This window comes from Tatumella sp. JGM130, assembly GCF_018257525.1.
In the GTDB taxonomy this organism is placed as follows: Bacteria; Pseudomonadota; Gammaproteobacteria; order Enterobacterales; family Enterobacteriaceae; genus Tatumella; species Tatumella punctata.
In genome coordinates this window covers 138,177-151,801 of sequence record NZ_JAERJS010000006.1, presented here as the reverse complement: position 1 = coordinate 151,801, position 13,625 = coordinate 138,177, and the positions used below count along the sequence as shown (strand labels likewise).

Annotated in this window: 13 protein-coding genes, 1 tRNA gene and 2 rRNA genes; 6 read left to right on the top strand and 10 right to left on the bottom strand. The window is 49.1% G+C overall.

Annotated features, from left to right (window positions below; translation table 11 throughout):
- Positions 1 to 268 precede the first annotated feature (268 nt).
- The 3 genes from rrf (JK211_RS04945) (at position 269) to rrf (JK211_RS04935) (ending at position 624) form a co-directional block, all read left to right on the top strand.
- Positions 269 to 384 (top strand): 5S ribosomal RNA (gene rrf / locus JK211_RS04945).
- A 14-nt stretch (positions 385 to 398) separates the two neighbouring features.
- Positions 399 to 474, top strand: a tRNA-Thr gene (locus JK211_RS04940).
- A gap of 34 nt (positions 475 to 508) precedes the next feature.
- Positions 509 to 624 (top strand): 5S ribosomal RNA (gene rrf, locus JK211_RS04935).
- Positions 625 to 760: 136 nt separating this feature from the next.
- Here the strand turns inward: rrf (JK211_RS04935) and JK211_RS04930 are convergent.
- Positions 761 to 1,213, bottom strand: a complete 453-nt coding sequence (locus JK211_RS04930; protein ID WP_212707560.1) for a GNAT family N-acetyltransferase — start codon at positions 1,211 to 1,213, stop codon at positions 761 to 763.
- A 433-nt stretch (positions 1,214 to 1,646) separates the two neighbouring features.
- Between JK211_RS04930 and metA the strand changes: the two genes are divergently transcribed.
- A complete protein-coding gene (metA, locus tag JK211_RS04925; RefSeq protein ID WP_212707559.1) occupies positions 1,647 to 2,576 on the top strand; it encodes a homoserine O-succinyltransferase in 930 nt (309 codons plus the stop codon).
- A gap of 91 nt (positions 2,577 to 2,667) precedes the next feature.
- On the opposite strand, the gene citG is transcribed toward metA, so the two are convergent.
- The 8 genes from citG to JK211_RS04885 are packed head-to-tail and all read right to left on the bottom strand — an operon-like array spanning position 2,668 to position 10,011.
- Positions 2,668 to 3,498, bottom strand: a complete 831-nt coding sequence (gene citG / locus JK211_RS04920) for a triphosphoribosyl-dephospho-CoA synthase CitG (protein WP_212707558.1) — start codon at positions 3,496 to 3,498, stop codon at positions 2,668 to 2,670.
- Positions 3,476 to 4,015, bottom strand: a complete 540-nt coding sequence (gene citX / locus JK211_RS04915; RefSeq protein ID WP_212707557.1) for a citrate lyase holo-[acyl-carrier protein] synthase — start codon at positions 4,013 to 4,015, stop codon at positions 3,476 to 3,478. The genes citG and citX overlap by 23 nt, the downstream gene beginning before the upstream one ends.
- On the bottom strand, positions 4,015 to 5,526 hold the full coding sequence (citF, locus tag JK211_RS04910) for a citrate lyase subunit alpha (protein ID WP_212707556.1): 1,512 nt from the start codon (positions 5,524 to 5,526) through the stop codon (positions 4,015 to 4,017). Before citF ends, citX begins: the two co-directional genes overlap by 1 nt.
- A 10-nt stretch (positions 5,527 to 5,536) precedes the next feature.
- Entirely contained in the window at positions 5,537 to 6,412 is an 876-nt protein-coding gene (gene citE, locus JK211_RS04905) for a citrate (pro-3S)-lyase subunit beta (protein WP_212707555.1), read from the bottom strand.
- Positions 6,409 to 6,702, bottom strand: coding sequence for a citrate lyase acyl carrier protein (citD, locus tag JK211_RS04900; protein WP_212707554.1), 294 nt, complete (start codon positions 6,700 to 6,702; stop codon positions 6,409 to 6,411). The genes citE and citD overlap by 4 nt, the downstream gene beginning before the upstream one ends.
- A gap of 25 nt (positions 6,703 to 6,727) precedes the next feature.
- Positions 6,728 to 7,750, bottom strand: coding sequence for a [citrate (pro-3S)-lyase] ligase (gene citC / locus JK211_RS04895; RefSeq protein WP_212707553.1), 1,023 nt, complete (start codon positions 7,748 to 7,750; stop codon positions 6,728 to 6,730).
- 5 nt (positions 7,751 to 7,755) lie between these two features.
- Complete coding sequence (locus JK211_RS04890; RefSeq protein ID WP_212707552.1) at positions 7,756 to 8,631, bottom strand: fumarylacetoacetate hydrolase family protein; 876 nt, start codon at positions 8,629 to 8,631, stop codon at positions 7,756 to 7,758.
- 21 nt (positions 8,632 to 8,652) lie between these two features.
- Positions 8,653 to 10,011, bottom strand: coding sequence for a 2-hydroxycarboxylate transporter family protein (locus tag JK211_RS04885; RefSeq protein WP_212707551.1), 1,359 nt, complete (start codon positions 10,009 to 10,011; stop codon positions 8,653 to 8,655).
- 354 nt (positions 10,012 to 10,365) lie between these two features.
- Here JK211_RS04885 and JK211_RS04880 point away from each other — a divergent pair, with 354 nt between their 5' ends.
- Together JK211_RS04880 and JK211_RS04875 are read left to right on the top strand one after the other, a co-directional pair.
- Positions 10,366 to 11,973 carry a sensor histidine kinase gene (locus JK211_RS04880; RefSeq protein ID WP_212707550.1) on the top strand — a complete coding sequence of 536 codons (1,608 nt, stop codon included), beginning with the start codon at positions 10,366 to 10,368 and terminating at the stop codon, positions 11,971 to 11,973.
- A 33-nt stretch (positions 11,974 to 12,006) separates the two neighbouring features.
- Entirely contained in the window at positions 12,007 to 12,738 is a 732-nt protein-coding gene (locus JK211_RS04875) for a response regulator (RefSeq protein WP_212707549.1), read from the top strand.
- 4 nt (positions 12,739 to 12,742) lie between these two features.
- On the opposite strand, the gene JK211_RS04870 is transcribed toward JK211_RS04875, so the two are convergent.
- The gene (locus JK211_RS04870) at positions 12,743 to 13,420 is read right to left on the bottom strand and encodes a UTRA domain-containing protein (protein WP_212707569.1); all 678 of its coding nucleotides are present in this window, start codon (positions 13,418 to 13,420) and stop codon (positions 12,743 to 12,745) included.
- Positions 13,421 to 13,625 lie beyond the last annotated feature (205 nt).

Below are 13,625 nucleotides of genomic sequence, written 5' to 3'. Positions count from 1 at the left end.
TAAGTGCAGCGATGCATTGAGCTAACCGGTACTAATGACCCGTGAGGCTTAACCTTACAACGCCAGAGGCGTTTTGCAGAGACGCAAAGAATTTTCAGCGAGTTCCTGAATTGTTATTGTAAAAAATTAGTGGGAACGAAAGATTTTTCCTTCAGACAAGGCGGCAAGCAAGTGATGAGAAGGAGCATACATTGGTATGTGACTGAACAGCGCGAGTGAAGCCAACACAGTATGAAGGTAAAAGATTCGTTTCCGCACAAAGAATTTGCCTGGCGGCTAGAGCGCGGTGGTCCCACCTGACCCCATGCCGAACTCAGAAGTGAAACGCCGTAGCGCCGATGGTAGTGTGGGGTCTCCCCATGCGAGAGTAGGGAACTGCCAGGCATCCAATTTTGCGTGCTGATATGGCTCAGTTGGTAGAGCGCACCCTTGGTAAGGGTGAGGTCCCCAGTTCGACTCTGGGTATCAGCACCAGATAAAAAACATGATTTCGGTATAAAAGAATTTGCCTGGCGGCAATAGCGCGGTGGTCCCACCTGACCCCATGCCGAACTCAGAAGTGAAACACCGTAGCGCCGATGGTAGTGTGGGGTCTCCCCATGCGAGAGTAGGGAACTGCCAGGCATCAAATAAAGCACAAGGCCATCCGTAAGGATGGCCTTTTTGCGTTTTATGGCTATAGAAGAAAAATACCCTCCGGCGGTGGTATTTTTCCAGAAACACCCTGCAGACACTTCACCGGCAGGGTATTTCTGGCTTGTTACAGACTGGTTTTCATCATTAAATAAGGAGACGCGGAAAAACCGCAGCGCTGGTATGCGCGGATAGCACGTTGATTATCTCCGTGTACATATAAGCGCAGTTCCAGAGCATCTGCTGATTTTGCAGCGGCGCTAAGATGGTTAATCAATTGATCGGCCAGACCTCGTCCGCGGTGTTCAGGGGCAATATAGAAGCTTTGTATCCACCAGTAATCTTTACCGCAAAAATCGCTCCATTCTTTGATAATCGAAGTATGAGCAACAGCGCTACCGTCTGCATTTTCCATTATCCAGTATTGTGAACGAGGATGCCGGGTAAATGCTGAGGATACTCCGCGTTCAACCGCAATCAGGTCAACTTCAGAGCCTTGTGATTCCTGTGCCTCACGTACAGTGAATGTGATAATTGTATTAATATCACTGGCAGTAGCCGATCTTATAACATATTCCATAATAATTTATTGCCCCGTTATAATTATGCTTCTTCCGGAAATATCATATTAAATTATAATCTTTTGCTGTCAAAATTTTTAAAAGATAACTATTTTCTGCTAATCGAGAGAATTACAGCGGATATTATCAGTAAAAACTCTTTATTTTAGCAGTATATGGCGATGTATTAATTCCGCCCGGTGTATGGTCATGTCTGTTGCTATTCCTCCGGCTGCCAGGGCTGTTATTCCGGGCAGGCTACGTATAATCGGACACCTCGTTGATCTGCCTGTGGGTATTACGTGCTGCTCTGGGTATTTATTGAATTATTTGCAGAGTTAATCTGAAAGATTTTCATAATCAGCCGATCAGTCTCGACTTTTTACAGGCTGCACGCTAGTCTTGGCTGTCTGGATGTCTAAACGTATATGTGTTTTTAAGAGGTATCAGGTAATGCCAATCAGAGTACCGGATGATCTTCCCGCGGTTAATTTTTTACGCAACGAAAATGTCTTTGTTATGGCGTCTTCCCGTGCGTTGATCCAGAATATTCGGCCACTGAAGATTTTGATCCTTAATCTGATGCCAAAAAAGATCGAAACTGAGAATCAGTTTCTGCGATTACTGTCGAACTCGCCTTTACAACTGGATATTCAGTTACTGCGTATAGATAACCGCGAGTCGAGAAATACACCGGCTGAGCATCTGGATACCTTTTACTGTAACTTTTCTGATATTCAGCATGAAAACTACGATGGTCTGATTGTTACCGGCGCACCTCTGGGCCTGGTCGATTTTGATGATGTTGCTTACTGGCCACAAATACAGCAGGTATTACACTGGGCGAAAGATCATGTCACATCGACAATGTTTGTCTGCTGGGCTGTACAGGCGGCATTAAATATTTTGTATGGCTTGCCGAAAATGACCCGTCAGCAAAAACTGTCGGGTGTTTATCAGCACAATGTTGTACAGCCACATGGATTACTGACCCGTGGATTCGACGACCAGTTTCTGGCCCCCCATTCCCGCTATGCGGATTTTCCGGCTGATATTATCCGTGATCATACCGATCTTGATGTGTTTGCGGTGTCAGAACAAACCGGAGTTTACCTGATGGCGAGCCGGGATAAACGGCTGGTATTTGTCACTGGTCATCCCGAGTATAATGCGGATACTCTGGCAGGCGAGTATCAGCGGGATATTGGTGCGGGGATCGATTCACCACTGCCCTATAATTATTTTCCGGGTAATAACCCTCACCTGACTCCTCAGGCGAGCTGGCGTAGTCACGGACACTTACTCTTTTCTAACTGGCTGAATTATTATGTCTACCAGATAACGCCATACGACCTGAAGCATATGACACCGACTCTGGACTGATATCTTCCCGGGGATTATTCACGGAGGTAGTGGTGATTATCTCCGTGAGGAATTGTGTTCTGGTTTTCTCTTCTGCTACTCGAGTGAAATATTACATCAGGCCTGCCAGTACTATTGCAACAGCCAGTAAATCAGCACTTCCGCCCGGGCTCAGATGACGGGATATCAGTTGCTGATCCATGTTATTCAGTTCATCGGCCCCCCATGCTCCGCTGAGTATTTTTCGGGCATAATTACGTACAAACCCGAGTCCGGCCATGCCGCCACGCGAAACCAGATTGGTATCTGCATTTACCGACATTAGCCGGAGTAAAGCATGGTGATGCTGACGTTTACCCGTTTCCTGGTGCCAGAATGGCAATACATAGCGGCGAACTGTCAGGAATCCGCTTTCTGCCTCTCCTCTGGCCCCGGTCAGCTTATACTGCCGGAACAGCCGGATAGCTGACGGGCTGGCATTTCGGCCCGCAGCCAGCTCCCGGTCGACAATCCCCCGGCAGATGGCACTGGTTTCCCTGCATAGGGCCAGTGCGCTGACTGCCTCCTGCCGTCCTGCCAGCCGCCCGGCGGCACAACAGAGCAACCCGAGAGAGAAGATACCTCCCTGATGCGTATTCACTTGTCCGGTAGCAGAAAACATGGCCTGTTCACATGCCTGGCCTGCGGGACGCAGTAGCAGTAGTTGCCTCTCTGCGGGCAGAGAGGCATTACTGTATCCGAGTTGCTCAAATACCCTGAACCATGGACTGATAGCACTGATACTCTGACGGAATAAGTCATAATCCATATCATGGTGTGATCCGCTGTTATTGCGGTCAACCAGTCCCGGTTTCGGTGTCAGATCCAGTTCATCCTGTAATGCTGCAATCACTTTTTGCGGAAGCAGCGTGAAAGATCCATTATCCACGGGTAAACCAGTCATTAATGATTCTCTCCACACAATCCAATACAACTTGTGGCGGATGACGGCGTGAACGCGCACAACGGATTGCCGGCAGGTCACAAACCAGACAACGACGAGCAGGATGATTCAGGGACTTTCTGTCTGTCACACCTGATAGCGGGCAAATGACATCAAAGTCCCAGAGTCTGCCCAGCGGGTGTGTCTGCTCAATCTCTGCCAACTGTTTTTTGAGCTCTGCTGCGGGATGATCAACACACCATAAGGCCTCAGGCCCGGTTGCCAGCCAGTTCACCTGCCTGGCAGTTAATGGCCAGTGGTTCTGGCTTATCCACTGGTCACAGACCCGCAGGGCTACCCCCATAATATTCTCATAGCGGGCACTGGTTTTAACCGGTCCTGGCGTCACCAGGGTCAGGGAAATCACCGGCTGATGATAGCGGGTTAACCACTTATCCTGTCGCGCCGCTCTTTTCTCTCTGGCCTGCAGCAGAGAGTTCAGGCTGAAGGCGCGGGTGAAAGTTTCCGGATTGTCCATTATTCTTCCTTCGCTATCTGTCGGACAACATCAATCACACTGCCATCACGGTAACGGATGATACCGACAATCTTATCGGTGAATTTTATTGGTTGCGGTTGCCCGCTGATCAGCAAGGCCCGTTGCCAGAGATCGTCAACAGATACGATATTCATTCCTGCCTGTATCAGGCGTTCTTTTAATTCCGGGCGGGCAGGATTCACCGCAATCCCGTGATCGGTGACCAGAACATCAATACTTTCTCCGGGAGTGACCAGTGTTGTTACACGTTTTACCACGGTGGGGATCCTGGCACGGATTAAAGGTGCCACCACTATGGTCAGATTAGCCGCCGCCGCGACATCACAGTGACCACCAGATGCGCCCCGCATTACGCCATCGGATCCGGTGATCACATTGACATTAAAATCGAGGTCGATTTCCAGCGCACTCAGTATCACGACATCCAACTGATCACAGCTGGCTCCTTTACTGGCGGGATTGGCATAGACATTGGTGGATATTTCCAGATGCAGAGGGTTACGGCCAAGAGACTCTGCGGCCTGGCTGTCAAAACACTGGGTATCCAGCAGTTTTTCGATTAATCCCTGTTCATGAAGCTCAACCAGGCTGGCAGTGATCCCGCCAAGAGCGAAGCGGGCATGGATACCATCCCGTGCCATTTTTTCGCCCAGAAACCGGGTACAGGCCGTTGCGGCAGCGCCTGAACCGGTTTGCAAAGAAAAGCCGGGGGTAAAATAACCGGAATGTTCAATGACTCCGGCGGCATGGCGGGCAATCAACAGCTCACGGGGGTTATTGGTTATACGGGCCGCACCGACACTGATCCTGGCGGGATCTCCGACACAGTCGGTCTGTACAATATAATCCACCTGATCCTGGAGGATACTGGCCGGTAAGGCAGGATAAGGCAGCAATGTTTCTGTCAGCAGTACAACTTTACGTGCATAGCGGGCATCGGTCATGGCATAGCCTAAAGAGCCGCAGGCTGAACCTTTACCGGTACCGCTGGCATTGCCGAACTCATCACAGCCGGTCACAGCGAGAAAAGCAACATCAATACTGATTTCACCGTCCTGCAGCAGTTTCACCCGGCCGCCATGGGAGTGGATATGTACCGGTGATGCCATCAGCCCGTTAGAGATAGCCTCTGCCAGCTGGCCACGCATCCCTGAAGTATAAATGGCCGTAATGACGCCTGCACGGATTGGTTCAATCAGCGGGGCATTGCAACTCATCAGCGAACTGGATGCCAGCGTCAGATTTTTAAAACCGAGAGCGGACAGCTTTTCAACCACATAATTAATCATTTTGTCGCCTTCGCGGAAGGCGTGATGAAATGAGATGGTCATTCCATCTTGTAGCTCACAGCGTTGTATCGCTTCTTCCAAATTATTACAGAGTTTCCGGGTATGCTTCTGTTCAGGATCAGCCAGCCAGGGCGTTGAGACATTCGCCCCGCTAAAAGCATTAAGTTGCCCGCAGCCAGGCAGTAAATCTTTATCTTTCATAATATTATCCTCAGTGATGTACAGCAGATGCGGCAGCACGTTCCAGCACTTTCTGTGCATGACTGATGATCGGTGCATCAATCATCTTCCCGTTAAGAGCAACGACTCCCAGCCCTTGCTTTTCTCCCTCACTGGCGGCTTCAATCACTTGTTGTGCATAGTCCACTTCCTGCTGTGTTGGCGCAAATGCCTGATGCAGTAAGGCTATCTGACGCGGATTAATCAGGGATTTCCCATTGAAGCCCATTCTGCGTATCAGGTCGGTTTCTTTCAGAAAACCCTGCTCATCACTGGTGTCTGACCAGACGGCATCAAAAGCATCAATACCTGCGGCCCTGGCGGCATGCAGAACCGCACAGCGGGCATAAAACAGCTCAGTACCGTCACCACGCTCGGTTTGCATATCCATAACGTAGTCAAATGCAGCCAGGGCGATACCGATGAGCCTGGGTGAGCTGCGGGCAATTGCGACCGCATTGATAACCCCGGTAGCCGATTCGATAGCAGCCAGCAGGCGGGTGGTTCCGGAGGGGCGACCACAGGTTTGCTCGATGATTTCCAGTTGGGTTTCCAGGGCATGGATGTCTTGTGGGGAATCGGTTTTTGGCAGGCGGATAACCTCTGCGCCTGCGTGTACTACCGCTTTCAGGTCCTGTAATCCGAAAGGCGTATGCAGTGGATTAATACGGACAATTTTCTCTATATCCCGATACATCGGGTGCTGTAATGCCTGGCAGACCAGCAAACGCCCGGCATCTTTTTCATTCACCGAAACGGCATCTTCGAGATCAAACATGATGGCGTCGGGGCGATAGATAAATGCGCTGGAGAGCATGGCGGCACTGGTTCCCGGGACAAACAGCATACTGCGGCGAAGTTTTTTCATGGCATAGTCTCCCACTCAGGTTTTGCTTCGTCCGCCGCCCGTAACACCGCACACTGTATCCGTGCGCGCAGCACGCAATCGAGAGCTCCTTTATCTTCAATAATCAGCAGCCCGCTGTGAACACCCATATCAGCCAGTGTTTGTACGCTTACCTGATTGATCTGTTGTCCGAACTGTTTGATGACATCACTCTGGATGACGATGTCGATAGTACCGTCAGCGGGCAGTATTTTTACTCTGACATCGCCGGATTCGAGGGTACCGGATAATGCCTCTCTGATGATTTTCATCTGTTATCTCCTTATTCATTTAACTTCACACCGGATGTGGGCTGATCAGTGTTTTCAGGTGTGAAAATGTCGTGGCGGGCACCTTGTCACGCAGCAGGTCATACTGTTGCTCAGCCAGCAACCGTCGCACTTCTGAGGCCGAAAACGGGATCCCCGCGGAGCTGTTGATACGTGCTATTTCGGCGACTACCATATGACCGCCAAGCAGATGATGCATGGCCTGGTTATACCGGCGGGTGGTCAGGCAGAAAGGTTCAGAACCGACAAAACGGTGGGTGATCCCCAGCGCCGGAGCAATATGGTCCCGAAACAAAATCAGATCTGTTTCACTCCATGTCTGATCGACTGCCACCTTGTCTTTCAGGAAATAAGCGGGGAACGTGGCACGGGAAATAATGTAGGGTGAACCACCATGCACTGTTACCCGGGGTAAATGAGCCACCCCATGGGTCAGCATCGTCAGCCTGTCGGCATAAGAAAAGTATGCCGCTTCTTCTCCGACTAAGAACAGATGCAGCCAGTCACATTGCCCGCAAGCCTGCTCTGCCAGAAACTGATGCCCCAGAGTAAAAGGGTCGGCATTCATGATAATGGCGGCAATTTTTTCCCCGGGCTGGCGTAATTTCTGCAACTGCTGGCAATAGCGTTGCAGCCCGACCGGGTTGTTTTCCATCAGTACTGTGCCAGCTGAATCCTCGGCAACAGGCCAGAAACCACAGCGGCAGAACTTATCGCAGTTTTCCCGGCGGGTGCAGAGAAAAAGCGGTGCGATACCTTTATCAACCGCAATGCGTTCGAGCTCAGCCAGCAGTAACCCTGTCAGATTGGCTCCCCGCCAGGGAGTATCGGTCACTACACATTTGACGATATTTCCCGCCAGACCGGCACAGCCCGCCAGCCGGTGACCAATACTGGCTTCAGCAAAGAAACGAATATCGTTGTCCGGTGCCAGATCATGTTTGCTGAGAAACTGACGAATCTTTTCCAGACGTTGTGGCTGCCGGATACTGTCCGTGATACGCAGACTGAATACAGGGAGAATATCCATTGTCGTCATATGCTCCTTTGGCCGGTAAATACTTCGGAAACGACGGGCTCTTCTGCGACTGTATTGATCAGATGGCCGACCTGCTCAATGTCGACTTCTATCCGGTCACCGGGCTGCATAAATAACGGAGGGCGACGCATTTTCCCTGTCCCGCCAGGTGAGCCGGTAATAATCACGTCCCCGGCGCTGATTCTTGTAAAAGTACTAATATATTCAATCAGGTAAGGTATGCTGTGGATCATATTGCAGGTATTATCCTGCTGAACAATTGTCCCGTTGAGCCGGGTCCTGAGCATCAGGTTATGGGGGTTATCTATTTCATCACTGGTGGTCAGGTAAGGGCCAAAACCACCGGTGTTACGCCAGTTTTTTCCGGCGGTGAACCAGGCGTGCTGCCAGTCCCTGACAGAGGCATCCATATAACAGCTGTAACCGGCAATATGACTGAGGGCATCTGCCTGAGAAATATGCCGGCCTGCGGTACCGATGATTATCGCCAGCTCACCTTCATAGTCGAATTGATCAGAATCATAAGGTTTTAGTAACCGGGTATTATGGCCGGTCTGAGAATCAGCAAACCGGATAAATAACGTCGGGGCCGGGTCAGTCTGCCCAAACTCCTGCCGCTTTTCGGCATAATTCATCCCTGCACACAGTATCTTGCCGGGGTTTTCAATCACCGGTAAGTAATCGATCTCCTGTGTTGTAAAATCGATTTTTTCTTCGCTATAGCTGCGTACGGTGGCAAGTTCCCCGGCGACGAGTAAGGATTTCAGATCTGCGTAGCGGTGGCAGAGACGACTCCCTAAATCGATAATACCGTCGGTTTTTACTATTCCGTAGCTGCGAACACCCTGATGCAGATAACTGGCTATTTTCATCTGAAATCCTGCAATATCTGATTAAATAATAAAGTTTCCGAGGATCAGCAACGACACCGAAACATTAATTGCACCGCCGATACGGGTCGCTATCTGTGCGAAAGGCATTAACACCATCCGGTTGCCCGCAGTCAGAATCGCAACATCACCGGTACCTCCTTGTCCGCTCTGACAACAGGAAATGATGGCGACATCTACCGGGTGCATACGCAGTTTTTTGCCGACGAAGAAGCCGGTAACGACCAGCGAAAGGACAGTACTGAAAATAATCAGTAAGTTGGTCAGAGTGAAAGCATTCACCAGTTCCTGCCATGGTGTAATTGCCACTCCGACAGCAAACAGAATCGGATAAGTGACGGCCGTCTGGAAAAATTTATATACCATCTGAGAGCCTGCCAGCAGGCGTGGTGATACTCCATGTACCAGTTTCACCAGCACTGCGGCGAACAGCATGCCCACCGGGGCCGGTAAGCCAATAAATTTATGTCCCAGCATGCCCACCATATAAAGAAGGACTGCCAGCAATACACCGGAAGCCACTGCACCCATGTCAGGGGGACCGCTAAACAGTTTCGCGCCTTCGTCAGGAGGGCCGGAAAGGTCAGAGGTATTTTCAGATTCAGGCATCAGCTGACCTTCACCGGTAAGGTGCGGGTAGCGTTTGCCGATTTGATTCAGACAGCCGGCAATAATAATGGCCGTCAGACTGCCGAGCATAACCATAGGTAACACACGGCCTAAGGCCACACCCTGATCCATATTGAGCAATGCGGCATAACCTATCGATAAAGGGATAGCACCTTCGCCAACACCGCCTGCCATAATCGGTAAAATAATAAAGAAGAAAATCTGGAATGGTTCCAGGCCAAGAGCGAGTCCGACCCCCATCCCGACCAGCATACCGACAATTTCGCCGCATAACATCGGGACAAAAATACGCAAAAAACCCTGAATCAGGGTTGTCCGGTTCATACTCATAATACTGCCGACAATAATGCAACAGATATAAAGATAAAGAATGTTGGTATCTTTATAGAATTTAGTGGTTGCCTGAACAACGATATCCGGCAGCACTTCATAGAAGACGAGTGCAGAGGGAATGAAGGTGGCACAAATCGCAGCAGCACCTATTTTTCCGACCACAGGCAGACGTTTACCAAATTCACCACAGGCAAAGCCGAAGAAAGCGAGGGTAGCTACCATTACGACTATATCGCTGGAAAGCCTTCCCCCTGCGGACTCAATGGCGATCAATACTCCGCAGAGAATAAATAAAGGCAGGGGGATAATACCTACCTTCCAGGTGTCAAGAATATGCCACCATTGCTCTTTTAATGATTTCTTTTCCGGGCTGTCTGCCGGGATATTTTTTGTAGCCATCAGAGTTCTCCTTTATTGTTAATATTATTCTCGCAAGGAAATACTTACTGATGTTGTGATAAAGGATTTACTTATTTAGGAGATTTTATGGCGCTAATGGTTTTTATGAACTTAAAGGATTTAATGGTTTTTATTAGGGAGAATATTCCGGCTGTGGCCGATGATGTTCTTTTTTTGTATTTAATATTTTGATTTTATGTTTTTTTAACCGGGGTACAGTTGTATGGCAAGGTAACAGGTGACATTTAAGGAATTAAGCTGTGCAAAAGATCACAAGTTTTTTTATTTAAAAAATAGAATTAACTGAGTGGTGATATATTATCTGTCATGTCAGCGTACTGTGGCGGGCGGCATATGAAAATGTCTTTTCAGATAAGGCTGTTTATCTCTTTGATTATTGTTTTTTTATTATTGTTCTCTCTTTTCGCTGTCTATTACTATCTGGAAGCAGGCAGAAGAATCTACCAGGAGATGAGCGTGAGAACGCGCGTTCAGTCAGATCTCATTTCGGTAATGCCAGATCTGCGTCGTTCTGTCGCCAACAGTAATCTGCAGGAAATCACAGACTTTATGGATAAAATTGTACTATTGAGCAACGCCAGTTTTATTGTTATCGGGGACAATAAAATAAACCACTTATATCATTCTGTGAATAAAGAAAAAGTCGGGACTCCGCTGATCGGTGGTGACAATGATGAGGTGCTGGGGGGCAAGACAGTGACGACCTGGCGGAGAGGGGGGATGGGTATTTCTCTGCGTAGTAAATCACCGGTTTATGATAATAACGGAAATATTACCGGGATTGTTTCGGTTGGCTACCTGAAAAGTGAACTGGATAATATTACCTTCAGTAAGGTTTTTAATGCTTTTATCATTCTTTTTTTGATGTTAGTCAGTTTGTTTATATATTCATGGTTTTTTACCCGCAGCATCAAAAAACAGATGTCTTGTCTGGAGCCCAGGGAGATAGGCCTGCTGGTACGTCAGCAAAAAGCGATGCTGGAGTCGATTTATGAAGGGGTGATTGCGGTAGACGATCAGTTAAAAGTGATTGTGGTAAATAAAGCTGCGCAGTTACTGCTGGGTATCAAAGGAGAACATAATTCACTGAACGGAAAAAATATTCATCAGTTAATTAAACCAGTAACTTTCTTCGACCGTACCGTTATGCTGGAAAATGATACGCATGACGAAATCTGTCTTTTTAATCAGCTCACTGTTATTGCCAGTCGTGTCCGTATTTTACTGGAAAACAAACTACAAGGATGGGTAATTACCTTCCGTGACCGCCAGGAAATAGAAAGCCTGACGACCCGTTTAAGTCAGGTCAACGGCTACCTTGAAAATCTGCGCATTATGCATCATGAACAGCTAAATCAGACGGCTGTGATCTCCGGCTTACTGCAGTCCGGTCACTATCGTGAAGCTATCGACTACATCCAGTTACAGTCTGAACATGCCCAGGGTGTGCTGGATTTTATTTCCGCACAATTTGCTTCCCCTATGTTGTGCGGATTACTGCTGGGAAAAGTATCGCGGGCGCGAGAGAAAGGTATTGCACTGGTTTTTGATCCCGGCAGCCATCTGTTATTGCCATTTCGCGGACTGCCGGAATCAGAATTGATCTCCGTGATAGGTAATCTGCTGGATAATGCGATCGAAGCCACAGGACACATGGATCCTTCTCGCAGGATCATTGAGGTGCTGATCCTCGCCGGTAAGGACGAATTGATTATTGAAGTTGCCGACAGGGGTGTCGGGATCCCTGAAATGATGGTGGATCGCTTATTTGACCGGGAAATGACTTCAAAAGACGGGGCAGAACACGGCATCGGCCTCTATCTGGTGAGCAGTTTCGTTACCCAGGCCGGTGGTGTGATCGAAGTTACTGATAATCCCGGCGGGGGAACGGTTTTTTCTGTTTTTATTCCGGATATTCCTGAAGCACAGCCTGATACCTGAGTAAAAGGAATACAGCAACTAAAGATAATAATTATGCCTGATGAACATATTGATGTACTGATTGTTGAAGATGAAAGCACGCTTGCGCAGTTACACGCAGCGCTGGTGAATGACTTCCCGTGTTTACGGGTTACAGGTATTGCCTCCACTCTTGCTCAGGCAAGAGAAATGATCGAACAACGTAATCCGCAGCTGGTACTTATGGATAACTATCTGCCTGACGGACAGGGGATCAGTTTAATCAGCTCCGCCATGTTCAGCCGGGCGAAATGCGCGGTTATTTTCATTACGGCAGCCAGTGATATGAATATCTGTAGTCAGGCGATCCGCGTTGGAGCATTTGATTATATTCTTAAGCCGGTGTCCCTGAAGCGGCTTAGCCAGTCGCTGGAAAACTTTATCCGTTTCAGTAAACAGCAGCGGGAGTGGAAGGTTGTTGATCAAAAAAATGTCGATTTACTGTATCAGCTACAGGCAAAGAATTTCCGGCAGCGGGAAACCGAAAAAGGTATTGAAGAAAATACCCTGGCACGGGTACAGCAACTGTTTAGCGAAGGAGATCAGTGCCTGAGTGTGGATGAGGTTATGGTCCACTCGGGGCTGAGCAAAACTACGGCACGACGTTATCTGGAATACTGTGTCAGAACCGGATTACTGGGGGTCGAAATGGTTTACGGGAAAATAGGTCATCCGCGGCGTTTATATCGCCGCCGTCTTCTGCCAGCGGAAAGCCCGTCCTCCGGTCAGCCTGACAAGGGAACCTAAGAGGTCAGGTTTCCACATCGACACATAATGCATCGTAGCGCCAGTATTCATGGTCACAGTCGATCACCTGGTGATGCTGGTTCTGGTTGATGCGGGTGATACAAATCCCCGGGCTGCCTGAAGCAACATTCAGTGCCGGAGCGGAAAAGGCCGGTAAAGGGCCGGGTAACACGGTAAAACGTACGCCGCCATAACGTATGCCATACAGAGACTGGTATAAATCTGTCAGTGAACGGGTGAGATCTTCCTGCAACAGTCCCGGGAAGAATTGCGGATTGAGATAATGCTCGACATAGAGTACCGCCCGCCCGTCAATCCTCCTTAAGCGGCGGATACAGAAAAGCGCCTCACCCGCGGTGACAGATAATTGCTGTGCCAGTAAAGGTGTTGCCGAAATCTCACCACAGCTGATCACCTCGGTATGGGCCAGCCGTCCCTGCTGTGCCGCCATTTCATGGAAATGGCGGCGCAACAAAGGGTTATACACCAGCCGTGGTGGTGCGATAAACCATCCACGACGCAGCTCACGGTATATTTTCCCGTGAGTTTCCAGTAATGCCAGCGCTTCCCGTAGGGTAATACGGGTGGTGGCATATTGTTCGCTCAGGCATCGTTCTGATGGCAGACGCCCTTGTGCGAATTCGCCCTTTTCTACACGTTGCAGCAGAGAGCCCGCAATCATATCGACTGTTTTCGTGTTCCCGGAAGTCACCTGTCAGCCCCATGTCGGTGCATGTCTGCACTCACTGAATTCATTGTGATAACGCCGGTGAACCGCAGTGCTCAGCGTAGCCAGCCCGCAGAGTAGGGTAAAAATCCTGATATCACAATGCTGTCATAAAATCTTCATAGTATGCCGCTACATTGGCTTGGTTTTTGCTGGACTA

Bases quoted from the DNA above. Each gene is read 5' to 3' on its own strand.
- JK211_RS04930 (WP_212707560.1), bottom strand. From the start codon at position 1,213: ATGGAATATGTTATAAGATCGGCTACTGCCAGTGATATTAATACAATT.
- metA (WP_212707559.1), top strand. From the start codon at position 1,647: ATGCCAATCAGAGTACCGGATGATCTTCCCGCGGTTAATTTTTTACGC.
- citG (WP_212707558.1), bottom strand. From the start codon at position 3,498: ATGACTGGTTTACCCGTGGATAATGGATCTTTCACGCTGCTTCCGCAA.
- citX (WP_212707557.1), bottom strand. From the start codon at position 4,015: ATGGACAATCCGGAAACTTTCACCCGCGCCTTCAGCCTGAACTCTCTG.
- citF (WP_212707556.1), bottom strand. From the start codon at position 5,526: ATGAAAGATAAAGATTTACTGCCTGGCTGCGGGCAACTTAATGCTTTT.
- citE (WP_212707555.1), bottom strand. From the start codon at position 6,412: ATGAAAAAACTTCGCCGCAGTATGCTGTTTGTCCCGGGAACCAGTGCC.
- citD (WP_212707554.1), bottom strand. From the start codon at position 6,702: ATGAAAATCATCAGAGAGGCATTATCCGGTACCCTCGAATCCGGCGAT.
- citC (WP_212707553.1), bottom strand. From the start codon at position 7,750: ATGGATATTCTCCCTGTATTCAGTCTGCGTATCACGGACAGTATCCGG.
- JK211_RS04890 (WP_212707552.1), bottom strand. From the start codon at position 8,631: ATGAAAATAGCCAGTTATCTGCATCAGGGTGTTCGCAGCTACGGAATA.
- JK211_RS04885 (WP_212707551.1), bottom strand. From the start codon at position 10,011: ATGGCTACAAAAAATATCCCGGCAGACAGCCCGGAAAAGAAATCATTA.
- JK211_RS04880 (WP_212707550.1), top strand. From the start codon at position 10,366: ATGAAAATGTCTTTTCAGATAAGGCTGTTTATCTCTTTGATTATTGTT.
- JK211_RS04875 (WP_212707549.1), top strand. From the start codon at position 12,007: ATGCCTGATGAACATATTGATGTACTGATTGTTGAAGATGAAAGCACG.
- JK211_RS04870 (WP_212707569.1), bottom strand. From the start codon at position 13,420: ATGATTGCGGGCTCTCTGCTGCAACGTGTAGAAAAGGGCGAATTCGCA.